11 protein-coding genes are annotated in these 13,458 nt (G+C 54.5%); 2 read left to right on the top strand and 9 right to left on the bottom strand.

Annotation, left to right across the window (positions count from 1 at the left end; genetic code table 11):
• Nucleotides 1-67: 67 nt before the first annotated feature.
• From Q5741_RS08320 to Q5741_RS08290, 7 genes are all read right to left on the bottom strand, one after another.
• Entirely contained in the window at nt 68-775 is a 708-nt protein-coding gene (locus Q5741_RS08320) for an amino acid ABC transporter permease (protein ID WP_305023609.1), read from the bottom strand.
• Between the two features lie 15 nt (nt 776-790).
• Complete coding sequence (locus Q5741_RS08315) at nt 791-1,636, bottom strand: amino acid ABC transporter substrate-binding protein (protein ID WP_305023608.1); 846 nt, start codon at nt 1,634-1,636, stop codon at nt 791-793.
• Nucleotides 1,637-1,755: 119 nt separating this feature from the next.
• Complete coding sequence (locus Q5741_RS08310) at nt 1,756-3,468, bottom strand: methyl-accepting chemotaxis protein (RefSeq protein ID WP_305023607.1); 1,713 nt, start codon at nt 3,466-3,468, stop codon at nt 1,756-1,758.
• A gap of 247 nt (nt 3,469-3,715) precedes the next feature.
• Nucleotides 3,716-4,852: a nitric oxide synthase oxygenase gene (locus Q5741_RS08305; RefSeq protein ID WP_407074337.1), complete on the bottom strand. Its 1,137-nt coding sequence runs from the start codon at nt 4,850-4,852 to the stop codon at nt 3,716-3,718.
• A gap of 283 nt (nt 4,853-5,135) precedes the next feature.
• Nucleotides 5,136-5,600, bottom strand: coding sequence for a Dps family protein (locus tag Q5741_RS08300; RefSeq protein WP_305023606.1), 465 nt, complete (start codon nt 5,598-5,600; stop codon nt 5,136-5,138).
• A 322-nt stretch (nt 5,601-5,922) separates the two neighbouring features.
• A complete protein-coding gene (locus Q5741_RS08295) occupies nt 5,923-6,873 on the bottom strand; it encodes a nucleoside hydrolase (RefSeq protein ID WP_305023605.1) in 951 nt (316 codons plus the stop codon).
• A 191-nt stretch (nt 6,874-7,064) separates the two neighbouring features.
• Nucleotides 7,065-9,317: an MMPL family transporter gene (locus Q5741_RS08290; RefSeq protein ID WP_305023604.1), complete on the bottom strand. Its 2,253-nt coding sequence runs from the start codon at nt 9,315-9,317 to the stop codon at nt 7,065-7,067.
• Nucleotides 9,318-9,483: 166 nt separating this feature from the next.
• Here Q5741_RS08290 and Q5741_RS08285 point away from each other — a divergent pair, with 166 nt between their 5' ends.
• Nucleotides 9,484-10,110: a TetR/AcrR family transcriptional regulator gene (locus Q5741_RS08285; RefSeq protein WP_305023603.1), complete on the top strand. Its 627-nt coding sequence runs from the start codon at nt 9,484-9,486 to the stop codon at nt 10,108-10,110.
• On the opposite strand, the gene Q5741_RS08280 is transcribed toward Q5741_RS08285, so the two are convergent.
• Nucleotides 10,107-11,000: a diacylglycerol/lipid kinase family protein gene (locus Q5741_RS08280; RefSeq protein WP_305023602.1), complete on the bottom strand. Its 894-nt coding sequence runs from the start codon at nt 10,998-11,000 to the stop codon at nt 10,107-10,109. The genes Q5741_RS08285 and Q5741_RS08280 overlap by 4 nt on opposite strands.
• Nucleotides 11,001-11,180: 180 nt before the next feature.
• Here Q5741_RS08280 and Q5741_RS08275 point away from each other — a divergent pair, with 180 nt between their 5' ends.
• Nucleotides 11,181-11,792, top strand: a complete 612-nt coding sequence (locus tag Q5741_RS08275; RefSeq protein WP_305023601.1) for a hypothetical protein — start codon at nt 11,181-11,183, stop codon at nt 11,790-11,792.
• A 61-nt stretch (nt 11,793-11,853) separates the two neighbouring features.
• Here Q5741_RS08275 and Q5741_RS08270 read toward each other — a convergent pair whose 3' ends face one another.
• Nucleotides 11,854-13,356, bottom strand: coding sequence for a phytoene desaturase family protein (locus Q5741_RS08270; RefSeq protein ID WP_305023600.1), 1,503 nt, complete (start codon nt 13,354-13,356; stop codon nt 11,854-11,856).
• Nucleotides 13,357-13,458 lie beyond the last annotated feature (102 nt).

The raw sequence follows: 13,458 nt of genomic DNA, 5'->3' as shown, positions 1-13,458 counted from the left end.
TTGTACAAATTATATGCCTCTGACATAAATATGCAATATATTCTTCACATATTCACGAAAATGTCACTCAAGACAGCCGGTTCCCGTCAGCCTCACCTATCCGCGCACCTTGACGGCTAAAACGCCGTTCCAGGCGATCCTGCAGAATGGTCAGCAGCGTGGAGAAGATGAGATAAATCAGCGCCACCTCGCAGTACATCAATAGCGGCTCATAGGTAAATGCTGTGATCTGCTGCGATTTGCGGAACAGCTCTGTTACCGTGATCGTAGCCGCCAGGGAGGTATCCTTCACCAGGCTGATAAAAGCATTAAACATCGGTGGCACCGAGACATTCACCGCCTGTGGAATAACCACCCAGCGCAGCACCTGGCTGCGCCGCATCCCGCTTGCGTAAGCAGCCTCCCACTGCCCGTCCGGTATGGACAGGATTGCCGCCCGGACAATCTCCGAACCGTAAGCACCTACGCTCAAGCTGAACCCGATAACCGCCGCGGTAAACGGATCGAGTGTAACACCGATGCTGGGAAGGCCATAAAAAATGACAAACAGCTGTACGATTAAAGGGGTGCCCCGGATCAACCAGACATAGAAACGAAACACCATCGAGAGCGGCCCCCATCGTGAAATCCGGCTGATGGCCGTGACAAGAGCGAGGACTAATCCAATAGCATAGGAGACTAGCGTTAAAGGTACGGTATATTCCAGCCCGGCCTGTAAAAGAGGCCAAAAGGAGTCGGTGAAGATGCCTATCAGACGCTCGGTCCGGTCGCTCATCCGCCTGCCCCCCTTTTACTTCGATACATCCTGGTTGAAGTAGGCTTTGGAGATTTTTAGATAGGTCCCGTCGCTCTTCATGTCCGCCAGCGCCTGATTAACAGCTTTCACCAGCTCAGTGCTGCCCTTCTTAAAGAGAGCCGCACTTTGGGACGCGTTCTCGGTCTCAGCCACGACCTTGAGGGGCAGATCCGGACGCTGCTTTTTGGCATCCAGATAGGAAAGATTGTCGTTAATCGTTGCATCAATACGTCTGGAGGTCAGCAGGTCAATGGCCTGGTTGAAGCCATCTACCGCTACAATCTCGGCTCCGTTCTTCTCCGCGATATCTCTCAGGTTGCTGGTCAGCGACTGCCCGGACTTTTTGCCTTTCAGATCGGCCAGCTTACGGATATCCTGATTATCCTGACGAACGATGAGCACGGCCTTCGAGACGATATACGGATCGGAGAAGTCATACTTCTGCTTCCGGTCCTCTCGGATCGAAACTTCATTGAAGACAGTATCAAACCGTGCGGCATCAAGGCCCGCCAGCATCCCGTCCCACTGGGTTTCGATGAATTCAGCCTTCGCCCCCAGCCGTTTGGCCACTTCCTGAGCGATATCCACGTCAAAACCAGTCAGCTTCCCGCTCGCATCGTGATACGTAAAAGGCGCATAAGTACCTTCTGTGCCGACACGCAGAACTCCGGACTGCTTCACCTGCTCCAGCTGTCCTGAAGACCCTGAGGGGGCCGCAGCGTTACCGTTGTTCCCTGCCAGCGAACCGGATTTACTGCCGCAGGCAGTCAGGACGAGCAGCAGAACAGCCAGAGCCATGACCGGGTGCATTATCCGGGCTGATTGAACATATCGTTTCATGATGAGTCACTCCTTGTAGGTGTTCGGTAACATCCTTTCATGGATTGTTATCCCTGGTCGTTAGGATGCCCCGAGTCCTGCAAGGGTCATGCAAAATTCCGATACCTGTAAGTCAAAGATCAGGCCCTGATTTTGCCGACTGCCGTCTCCAGCGTGGAAGACATCGCACTGAGTTCTTCAGAGGAAGCGGCCAGCGTTTCGATCTCTACCATAACTTGACTGCAGCTTTGCAATACTTCTTCTGACCGGGAGCGGGCTCCCTCCACCATTCCCTCCAGCTGCCGAACGGCATCGCGGATGTGCCTGGACTGCTCCGCCTTGCGGACATTCGTCTCGGCGATTACGCTGATATGTACAGCTGTCTTCTTTACCGCCGTCTCAATTGCCTCCAGAGCACTGTTCGCATGGACTGCAGCAGCCGTTCCAAAGTCTGCCTGTTCCACGCTGCTTCGCACCTGCCGCACTGATTGCTCAATAGTATCTGTGATCCGGTTCACACGTTCGGATACGGCAGCTGCCTCCTGGTTCGCCTGCTCAGCAAGCTTACGCACCTCGGCTGCTACAACGCCAAAACCCTGCCCCATTTGCCCAGCCCGGGCTGCCTCAATCGAGGCGTTCAAAGCAAGCAGGTTAGTGGATGATGCAATCTCCGTAATGGTCTTCGCAATGTCCTGAATCTGGCGGGAATCCTCGTGCAGCTTCATGATGAGCTTTTCAGTCTCAAGGGCACTGTCGCGTATCATTTGGATCGAGCCTAGGCTTTCTCTGACCGTATCCCGGCCTTCTGCAGCCGTCTTCAACGTCCGTTCGGAATCAGACACCGCTTGCTGGGCTTTCTGCAGCGACTCTTCAACCATCTCGCCAAGGTGCTGGATCGCTGAGGCCGACTCCTGCAGGAACCGGCTGCCTTCTTCTGCCGATTGGTGCACCTCACGATTATTACCGGTTACCGCCGTGAAGGAACGGTTTACCTGCTCCAGCGAGCTTGAAATATGCTCGGAGGAGGCGGCAACCTGGTTAGCTGAGGCATAGATATTCTCATGCAGCTCCTTCACAATCGTTCGCAGGCTCCCTGTCATATCACTCATGGCACCGGTCAACCGTCCAATCTCATCACGGGAATGATACACGGGCAGTGTCACATGCATGTTTCCCTGGGCAATCTCCGCTGCGGCCGAGGCAAGCAGCTTCAGCGGCTTTACTCCCCGGGTCACGACCAGCAGCATCACGGCCAGCAGAATAATCAGTTCACCTGCACAGAAAAGAACAATCCGGTTGCGATAGCTGCTGATCGCCTCTTCGTAAGGCGCGTTTGGCACACCTACATACCAGATCCCAATCACTTTTCCTGCAGTATCTTTAATCGGCTCATAAGCCGCTTGGTTAATCTGGCCCACGACATTCGCTTCCCCGATGTACAGCTTGCCCTCGTGAAGTGTCGCAGCTGCCACCTTATCGGACACCTTTGTCCCTACAGCACGGCTGCCGTCCGCCTTGGTAACATTCGTAGCAATCCGGGTATCGCCCATGAAGATAGTTACCGTATCGCCCGTGCGTTTTCCAAACTCATCAATTACACTATAATTGTCATTCATAATTGTACTGCCTTTGAGCAGCTTCCCATCCTGAATGGACCAGTCGCCGGGTACAGCAGCGTCCAGGAGCATCTCTCCTGATTGAAGATCACTATGCAGTTTGGCATGAGCTGCATTCAGAATATCCCTTTCCGCACGACTGACCGCGTACCACCCCAGCAGGCAGCTCCCGACGACCATAATAATACTGATCACAAGCATCAGTTTCATCTTGAATCCCAGCTGAATCCTTCTCATTCCATCCCTGTCCTTCATCCGTCAAAATAGATATAAGCTCCAACGCAAAAGATCCGTATGACAGAAACACAGCATCGTCTAAAGTTCGGCTGACAACGGGTTTACGTCATACGGAATATCTCCACATTATGAACTCTCACCTTATTTATTTCGGCATGGACATTTCAAATTTGTAGTATTATTTCACGGTTTCTCATTTTTTCTGAATTTTTCATATTAGTGAAAGATGGTTGTTCATCCGGAGTTCTTATTCATGAAAAGGGCAGCCCGCCGGTTTGGTTCCCGCTGACTTCGGCTTCTCTTCCCGGTACATTTTCTTCTGGGCAAAAAGGTTCGGCTTGACTACCACATTCCGGTACGGGCGGTGAAAAATATGTGTGGTCGCCGGCGATACCGGTGGAATCAGCCAGGTCCAATCCCCGGTCAAGGGGCGTCCTGCCTGCTGCTCGCGCTCCTCGAACCTCTTGAACTGGGAGGCCGCCGTATGGTGGTCCACAATGCTGACCCCATCGCGCTTGAACGAATACAGGACGGCTGCATTCAGCTCAATCAGAGCCCGGTCCTTCCATAACGTGGTCTCACTGGACGTATCCAACCCCATTAACTCGGCCACACGGGGCAGCATATTGTACCGGTAGTCATCGGCCAGATTGCGTGCTCCGATCTCTGTCTCCATGTACCAGCCGTTAAAGGGCGCTGCCGTATAGACCACACCGCCAATCTCAAGCCGCATGTCCGAGATGATCGGCACCGCATACCAGCGCAGGCCGAGATCACGGAATCCCGGCAGATCAGGGTGCTCCAGCTGTACTTCCTTTACTGCTCCGCCGGGGAGCGGATAGAGCTGCGGGTGTCCGCCAGCCGGCTGAATGACCAGAGGGAGAATATCGAATGGAGTTCCCTCACCCTGCCAGCCCAAATCCGTACATACTTTGGTGAATTCTACAGACAGGGGATCGCCGACGATCCCCTCTGCGGTTTCATAACCGGCATACCGGATCAGCTGGTGGTTCCAGATACGCGGTCCCGGTTGATCCGGACGTTCCGGACGATACACGCTCATACTGGGAATGATTTTTCCGTCATTGGTAGCCTGCCGGATATGCTCAAACAGACTTTCTGCCATCCCTTCCGCCTGGTTGACATCGCGCAAATCGTGCACACGAAGCTTGTCCCAGAACAGACGTCCGATACAGCGATTGCTGTTGCGCCAAGCCATACGGGCTCCGTGCTCCAGTTCTTCAAAGGTATGGACATAGGTGCCCGTACTGAAAACTTCCTGCCCGATGTCATTCAGCCTGGCCTCTGCCTTGTCCCGGCTGTAGCCCAGCTCTTCGTATGCCTGATATATAAAATGCTCGGCGTCCGCCAAAAGCTGATCGATCTGCTGCCCGTTTTGTTGAGTTTGCTCGATATGATTTTCCAATTCCTGCACCCCGATATCATGGCACCTGTTCTGCCTTCTAGAATGCACTAATTATAAGCTTCTGCTAAGACTGAACCAAGAGAATGGCTCCATTGTTCACCTGATCTCCAAAATCTGTCCATTCCCTTCCATATTAGGAGGCCTGCAGAATTCTATAATTCCCTTCAACCACAAACAAGCCGCCAGCCCACAGGGCCAGCCGGCTTGTCCATCATTCAGTGATTGACATACAAACTACACATTAACGACCCAGAAAAGCATTCAGCATCCAGCGGTGTTTATCCAGACCTTTACGAATGCCTGTCAGCAGATCAGCCGTACCTGCATCATCCGCTGTCTCTGCGGCTTCAATCCCGTTATCCAGCTCAGAGGAAAGTTTGCCGAAGTCATCAATAACAGCCTTAACCATCTGTTCGGCAGACAGGCTGCCGCCGGCCTCCTCGATGACGGACAGCTTCAGATGTTCAGATAGCGTCGCAGCCGGACGGCCTCCGATCGCAAGCAGACGCTCCGCTACTGTATCCAGCTGCTCCGCAGCTTCATCATACAGCTCTTCAAATTTGGCGTGAAGGGTAAAGAACTGGGGACCTTTCACATACCAATGAAAGTTATGCAGCTTAGTGTACAGAATAGAGAAGCTGGCAATTTGACGGTTCAGCGATTCCTGCAGCTGGACGGATGTAGTGTTTACGGTTTGCGTACTCATGTGATATTCCTCTTTTCTATAAAATGTATGGATTTGCAATTGGCGCAGTAGAATCTGAGTAAGTAATTTAATTTTATTTAATTTAATTTAGACTTAATCTAAATCTTGTTTTAATTATAACACAATTAAGCCAAGTTGCAACCCTCTTTGACTGCGATTTTACCGGCCACTCTGATCCATACATTAGCGAATATAGAATTCCCCCTGTTTCGTGGAATATACGCAAAATTTGTCCACAAGCCGGCGGATTGGTTCGGTCAAAAAAGATACCCACAACGCTTTGGGGGCGTTGTGGGTATCTTTGATAGGATGACAGCTTTGCTTAGTAGCGCTTCGGTGCCGCCTTCTTCGCCAGATCTGTCATGTAGCCAAAGAACGCATCCGGATCGGTATCATACACCAGATTAACCGGACGGCCCTCCGGCTGTGCTACCGTACGGCCCTGGCTCGGCCCATCTGGGATGACTGTACAGTGGACCACCTTCTGCTGCACGAGTTCTGGGCTTCCTACGGAAGCTGTTGTCAGCACATCCCACAGATAGTAGGTCGAATTGGTCTCGCTGTACACCAGCGGCGGGCAGCCGGCATAACAGTTGCCGAGGAAATCCACCCCTTCATAATTGCGCTGCGAAGCCCACAGAGCACGAACAGCCGGCGTCAGAGGCACCTTGTTCGTGCTCTCCAGAGCGACCAGATCAATCTCAATGCCACTCTGCCACACGCGGTATGCGGCTTCCGGGTCCCAAAATACATTCCATTCTGCCGTACCATCATGCTCTGGCTCTTCCACGTTGCCTTTCTCGAATGTACCGCCCATCCAGACCAGCTTCGCAATTTTCTCTTCGATCGCAGGCTGCTCGTCCAATGCGCGGGCCAAGTCGGTGAGCGGACCTGTGAACAGCAGTACGGTCTTCTCCTCCACAGCCTGCAGGCACTGGATCAAATGCTGATGTGCAGGCAGTGATGACAATGGGGCTTCCATGCTGCCGGACTCGTTCAGAATCGGCAGGGCGTCCACATAAAAAGAATGAATACGCCAAGCCGCAGGGAATGGATTCTTACCGCGGGAGTTGGACTTCGCGACCTCAACGCTATAGCTGCCAAAACGGTCGATAATCTTGCGGCTGGCATCAGTGGCCGGTTCCAGATATCCGTCCGCCGGAATAACCGAAACACCCGTCAGTTCGACGTTCTCCATCTGCAGCAGCATGAACAGGGATACCAGGTCATCTACACCGCCATCGTGGTTAAAATACACTTTAGTTTTACTCATCATCTTCTTCCTTCCTCATCGCCATGCGCAGCACAGCTGCCTTCTAATGGTGTTATCTTCCTTATTATGGCCTATGCAGACCCCGGGCGTAAATGCCTGCCGTTTAACCGAAATCGCCAGTCTGCCATTTCCTCCTATATAAAAGGCCTCTGCATCCGAAGGATGCAGAGGCCTTTGCAGTGCCGTGTATACTAGGAATCCAGTGAAGCCGGGGTCTTCTGCCCGGCCGGTTCAATGTCAGCCACTTCCACATGCTTAGCGGGCCAGAAAGCCCAGCGTCCGAGCAGGGTGGTGATGGCTGGAACGAGGAACGGACGCACAATGAAGGTGTCGAGCAGTACACCGGCGGCGGTAATGATCCCGAACTGGACCAGCACCTGAATCGGCAGGGTCGCCAGTACCGCAAAGGTACCTGCCAGGATCAGTCCCGCCGAAGTGATAACCGAACTTGTCTCACCGACACCCTCCTTAATCGCCTGCTTCAGCGGCATCTTCTTGCGTTTACTCCATATGCTGGAGATCATAAAGATATTATAATCCTCACCCAATGCTACCAGGAACACAAAGGAATACAGTGGAATTGCCCCCTGGATAGCGTCTCCGCCCAGTCCGTAGTGAACAATAAGCCAGCCCAGCCCCAAGGCCGAGAAGAAGGATAGGACAACGGTAGCAATTAGATAAACGGTGGCTACAATAGACCGCAGATATACCAGCAGCAGCAGCGTTATCAGTCCGATTACGACCGGTATAATGATCTTGTCATCACGGTCGCCCGTCTGCTTATTATCATACTGGTCGACCGTCTGTCCGCTGATCCATACCTTGTCGGCCGCATTAGCAACACCGGCCTGCTCCAGGACTTGACCTGCAGCCTCCTTCAGATCCGGGATGTGGTTCATCGCTTCCATGGAATATGGATTCATACGGAGCTCCACATCCACCGCTGAAATCTGCTTGTTCTCAAAGCCCTGCTGCGGATCCGATACCTGATCAACATAATCCAGCTTTTGCATGGCTGTTTTCAGATCCACGTTCTTGCCTTCGGTATCCACCATAATCTTGACCGGCGCCAACTCCCCTTCCGAGAACTGTTCACCAATCGTTGCGAACCCTTCGCGTGAAGGCATGTCTTTGGGAAATGAGGACAGAATATCATACGTAAATTTAATCTGTGTCGAGAATGAAGCGAGCACTCCGAGCAGAATGACGGCGACGCCCAGGACAGCCCATGGCTTTGTTACGACAATGCGGCCGATCCAGCTCTCCTTCCGGGGTTTAGGCTGAGGTACCGGTTTGTTCTTCGCTTTGGCACGCTCTACCTGCATATCATACGTACGCGGGATAAACGGGAAGAACGAGACCCGCCCGAAAATGGAGAGCAGTGCCGGAACCAGAGTGAGACTGGCGATACCCATAATGAAAATCGACAGACTGAACGGTATTGCAAAGCGGTGATAAGAGCCTGTCTCGGCAAGCAGCAGCGCAAGCAGGGAAATCACTACGGTGAAACCGCTCATGGCAATGGCCCCGGATGATCCGGAGATCGCCTGGAAGAGCGCCTTCCATTTGCTCTTCTCTACATGCAGCAGCTGACGGAAATGCGAGATCAGGAACAGACAGTAATCTGTACCTGCACCGAACAGCAGAACTGTCATAATCGAGATGCTCTGCTGGTCAATTGTAATCCAGCCCTGCTGTGCCATGAAGCCGAGGATCGGACCGACGACCATATAGGCGAAACCGACCGCAATCAACGGGATCAGTGCAAGGACCGGTGAACGGTAGATCAGCAGCAGGAAGATAAGGACCAGCAGTACGGTAGCAATCAGCAGCGAGACATCCGCATTCTGGAACAGCCCGGTGGCATCAATCGAGATGCCTACCGGCCCGGTCACCCGAGCGGTCAGATTGTTGGAATCGTTGGCTTCCGCGAATACATCGCTCCCGAACTCCGTCTTGGCCTGCTTCTGCAGCTCGTCAACCCCTTGCTTGAGCTCCTCGGTCTCGGCAGAGCTGTCAAAGAAGACAGGGGTAACCAGCGTGCTGCCGTCTTCCGACAGCTGTGCTTTGAGCGCCTGTACTGGCATTTTATGATAAGGTGCCACGAAGGTCTGCTCCGGCAGCGGCTGACTCTCCCAGGCAGCGGTCAGCTTCTGGATGTGAACCAGATCCTCATCTGCTAACCCCTGGTCCTTATGCCACACCAGCAGGGCGGGTACTCCCGCGGCATTCGGGAATTCCTTCGCTGCAAGGGCTTCAGCTTGCACGGAAGGCTTGTCATCAGGCAGGTTGGGGGCATTCCCGACCTCCTGTGAATTGACAGACGGCCATACAAGATTAAGGATAACGGCAGCGACAATCCAGATTAGCAGCGTCACCCACCGCCCTGTCTTACCGGCGACCCAGCGTCCCAGCAATGGGCCTTTGTGTGATGAATCCGACATATTTCTCCTCCTTCAATGATGTCCAAAACGGTATAATCAGTGGAAATGAACCGTGGGTCATATTATAATCGAGTTAATTATATATACCGGAAGGTTAATTATGCAAACCTTTTTTATCAATACACTAAATTTATGTAATTATTAAGATAAAGGTGGCCCAAACATCATGACCCGTTCCCACTCATCCCAACCATCCAGATTACCTGGCAGACCCAAGGCTGACGCCGGCGCTGCGCCGGTGAATGAGCAAATTTTGATCATTGCCTCACGTATGTTCATGGAGACAGGCTATGAGCCGATATCCCTCCAGCAGATCGCCCGTGCCTGCGGCGTGACTAAGGCAACAATCTATTACTATTTTGATGGTAAGTCTGATCTGTTCACCGCAGCGGTTACCCGGATGCTGCAGATCAGCCGCGATATGACCCAACAGTTCCTGCGTGCTCCAGGGCCGCTGCGCAGCAGGCTGGAGAAAATCGCCGAGGCAAAAATCCGCAACAGCCATGCCGATATGGATACCATGATGCGCAATTCGGAGACCTTCCTCAGCCCCGAGCAGCGTCATACCATACTCGAAGCCGAGGAGAATATTCACCGTACACTTGCCGAATCCTTTGATCTCGCTATGCAGCAGGGAGAGCTGCGCCGCGGCAATCCGTTGATGCTGGCGCATGCCTTCTCCTCCTTGCTGATGCTGGGCAATCGCAGCATAGCACGAGAATGGCATGACAGCACAGAGCAGTTAGGCCAGGAACTGGTCCACCTTTTCCTCAGTGGTGCCGGCCGTCATTAGCTCGTGCCGGCCGTCAGGAATTTCAGCTTTCGCTCCAGAATGCCCAGCTGCAGCGGGGTCTCCAGATAAATTTCGCCATCGGTATCCGCTCTGCGAGTACCCTCCACCGTCAATTCCAGCCGGGAAGCTTGTATATAGATGATGCTGTCATTCTTCGGCGTCCATTCGCCATGAGGCTTGCGTGTCAGCAGTTCACGCAGCAGGGGAAGGCCTGCCTCTCGGATGACCAGGATATCCAGCAGCCCGTCACACATAGAGTCTTCGGCAAACGGCAGCTGGTTGGTTCCGAGGTAGCGTCCATTCGCGGCATAGATCATAACCGCCTCCCCCTTCATGGTCTCCCCGTCTGCTGTCAGCATGTAACGGAATGGCTCTGCACTGCGGATCGTCTGAAGTGTGCTGATAAAGTAACTGATTTTGCCCAACGTGCCTTTCAGATCCGGATTAATATTCTCGGAAGTCTCCGTAATCAGCCCTACCCCGCAAAAGTTCGTAAATACCCTGTCATTGACCATGCCGAGATCAATCTCCCTGATATGCTCCTCCAGGAGGACGGCTGCCGCTTCAGCAGGATCAGGCGGGAGTCCCAGCGTGCGGGCAAAGTCGTTACAGGTTCCGCCTGGCAGAACCCCGACCACCGGCGGATTGTCCAGGACAGCCAACCCATTAATACATTCATGCACCGTACCGTCGCCTCCCAGAATCAACACCGCATCATACTGTTCACCTCGTTCCCTGCATATCCTTTCCCCTTCACCCGGCTCATCCAGCTTATAAAGTGTCAGCTCGCGGATGCCTGCCGACAGCGTACCTGCCACGCTCTCCAGCGTCTTGCTGTTGCCTGTACTTCCGGCCTTAGCGTTATACAGCAGCAGTGCCTTTGCAACCATACGGCATTCCTCCATCTTTTTATTTTCCTTATCAGGGTTCTGCCCTTCTTTTACCCGAAAACCATCCCTTTGATCCTTAGCTGCCTGCCGGCGCATCTGTCCAGGCCGGAGCGTTGATACTGATAAAAATGGTGTAATAAGAAGTAGAACCTGTACAGCAGGATGAAAGGAGTGTTTCTCATGGAACAGATGCCACGCACGATCGAGGAGCTGGAGGCAATTCGGAATCAATGCCGGGCTATGGTTAACAAACGGGCTTTTGCCAGTGGAGGGACCTCGCTCGTTCCGCTCCCCGGAACAGATATTGTAGCCGATGTCAGCATTCTGATGGAGCTGCTGCCTAATATCAACTCCCGGTTCGGCTTATCGGACAAGCAGCTGGAGGGACTGGATCCAGAGACCAAAGCGATGGTATACGGCTTCATTACGTCCATCGGCAGCAAAATGATCGGCAGACTTGTCACACGGGAGGCGGTCCTGCAGCTGCTGCGCAAGATCGGCATCCGGATTGCAACCAAGCAGGCTGCCAAATTTATGCCGATCCTGGGACAAGGGGTCGCTGCGGTGCTGGGCTACAGCGCCATGCGCACGATCGGTTATAAGCATATCGAGCAGTGCTATAGCGTCGCGAAGCAGCTGTTGGAACAGCGTTCCCGCCTATCCGGTTCGGCAGGACCGGCAGCAGACGCCGGCTTACCGGTTCCCGAGCAGCCGACCCAAGCATATATGCCCAAAGGTGATACCCCTGTGGCGGCTCTGCCCGAAGGACAGCACGGGAGACACCATCGGTAAGCCAATGATAGCGCTGCTTAGGCAGGCGCAACTATTCATAAGACGGACAACGTTGTCCGTCTTATTCTTCGTGCGTAATTGCCCTAGCGGCGTAACACCCGCTCAGCATGGCTGACATCGTGCCTGGACCGGGAAATACATTCTCCCCCGCATAATAATAATGCGGCAGGGAAGACCGGCTGCCCTGGGGCCGCAGCAGGGAATTGTGAACGGTCAGCGGACTGCCCCCGACAGCGGCTTTGCCGATAAAGCGACGGTAGGTCCGCGGCGTGCCTGTACTGGAAGACAGCAGCCGCTGGAACAGGGTTGGAAGCACCCGTTCCGCCTGCTCCATTATATATTTCTCCGCAGCGGCCTTGCGTTCTTCGTACACCTCCCGGCCCGGCTCAAGCCAGCGGCTGATCTCTGTATGAACCGAGGCGGTCATCATCAGTTCGCCCTCGATCGGCTGCAGCTTGCTGTCGAGCGCAGGCTGCAGGGTGATGTAGACCGGGCCGTGCGCATCACCGAAGAGCAGCTCGTGCTCTTCCTCCGGGGCGATCTGCCAGGCGAACGGCAGATCGGTCCCGCCTCCCCGGCGCACGGTTTCTCCGGCGATCGCCGCAGCTACCAGAGCGTCAATCCGCAGCGCTCCCCATACATTCTGCTCCGGCGCCCGCTGCTGTATTGCCTCCCGCTCTTCCTCCAGCAAAGGAGTCCCTGCAGCGTTAACGACCGCATCGAACCGGAAGCTGCCCCGCTTCGCAGCCACCTCCCACTGCTTCCTGTCCGGGTCATAAGACAGTCTCTCCACCGCTGAGCCAAGCATGACATTGCCGCCGTGTTCTGTCACATGGCGGCAGAGCGCTACGGCCAAGCCCCCGAGCCCGCCCTCGACAGCGAAGCTGCCGCGGCGATAGATATCCAGCGCCACGCTGGATGGCAGCAGAGCGGCCGCCGTGGCATCCGTCTGCGCCGCGTCGATCAGCTGCACATTCAGCAGCTGGCGCAGATTCTCATCGGCGGTAAGGCCGTACCGCCGCAGCAGCCCTTCCACGGTCCGCAGTCCGTGCGGGACCAGCTTCAGCATGCGCAGCGGATGGCTGAGCGCAAGACGGGGCAGGCTGCCGAGATCGTACAGCCGCGCCGGCGGCAGCGCTGGCCGCGCTGCATTGACGAGCAGCACGGTATCCGCGATCCGTGCCAGGTGATGCCAGAACGCCAGGACAGCCTGACGGCGTTCAGGGAAGAACTCCGCGAGCTCGGCTTCCCACCGCTCGCGTTCCCGGTACAGCGCGACAGTACCCGCGCTGAGCACGATGTCCATCGGGTAATCAAGCCGATGGAAGGGGACCTGGACGCCAAGCTCGTCCAGCAGCCTGCGGAGCGAGCCGTCCGGCTCCAGCCCGAAGGCGATGGTTGCGCCGGTGGGATAGGCCCGGCCCTTCCGGAGGTAATATCCGGCGCTGCCCCCGGGGTAGTGAGCTTTGTCCAACACGGTTACCCGGTAGCCCGCCCGGATTAGATAAGCGGCAGCGGTCAGTCCTGCGACCCCTGCTCCAATAATACCGATCGTTTTCTGCATGCCTTCCTCCTGATCCCGGCCCTGCTGCATACGTGAAGCCGTATAGAATAGTATGTGATATCGTCTCCGATGGTTTACGATGATAAGCTAGATTACCCATGA

Source organism: Paenibacillus lacisoli (genome assembly GCF_030580655.1).
Lineage (GTDB): Bacteria > Bacillota > Bacilli > Paenibacillales > Paenibacillaceae > Paenibacillus > Paenibacillus lacisoli.
The sequence above is the reverse complement of the archived record's forward strand: the minus strand, read 5'-3'. Positions and strand labels throughout refer to the sequence as shown.

Excerpts from the sequence above, each read along its gene's own strand:
- Q5741_RS08280 (WP_305023602.1), bottom strand. The coding sequence starts at position 11,000 with ATGGTTGCAAAGGCACTGCTGCTGTATAACGCTAAGGCCGGAAGTACA.
- Q5741_RS08270 (WP_305023600.1), bottom strand. The coding sequence starts at position 13,356 with ATGCAGAAAACGATCGGTATTATTGGAGCAGGGGTCGCAGGACTGACC.
- Q5741_RS08290 (WP_305023604.1), bottom strand. The coding sequence starts at position 9,317 with ATGTCGGATTCATCACACAAAGGCCCATTGCTGGGACGCTGGGTCGCC.
- Q5741_RS08320 (WP_305023609.1), bottom strand. The coding sequence starts at position 775 with ATGAGCGACCGGACCGAGCGTCTGATAGGCATCTTCACCGACTCCTTT.
- Q5741_RS08315 (WP_305023608.1), bottom strand. The coding sequence starts at position 1,636 with ATGAAACGATATGTTCAATCAGCCCGGATAATGCACCCGGTCATGGCT.
- Q5741_RS08285 (WP_305023603.1), top strand. The coding sequence starts at position 9,484 with ATGACCCGTTCCCACTCATCCCAACCATCCAGATTACCTGGCAGACCC.
- Q5741_RS08300 (WP_305023606.1), bottom strand. The coding sequence starts at position 5,600 with ATGAGTACGCAAACCGTAAACACTACATCCGTCCAGCTGCAGGAATCG.
- Q5741_RS08275 (WP_305023601.1), top strand. The coding sequence starts at position 11,181 with ATGGAACAGATGCCACGCACGATCGAGGAGCTGGAGGCAATTCGGAAT.
- Q5741_RS08310 (WP_305023607.1), bottom strand. The coding sequence starts at position 3,468 with ATGAGAAGGATTCAGCTGGGATTCAAGATGAAACTGATGCTTGTGATC.
- Q5741_RS08295 (WP_305023605.1), bottom strand. The coding sequence starts at position 6,873 with ATGAGTAAAACTAAAGTGTATTTTAACCACGATGGCGGTGTAGATGAC.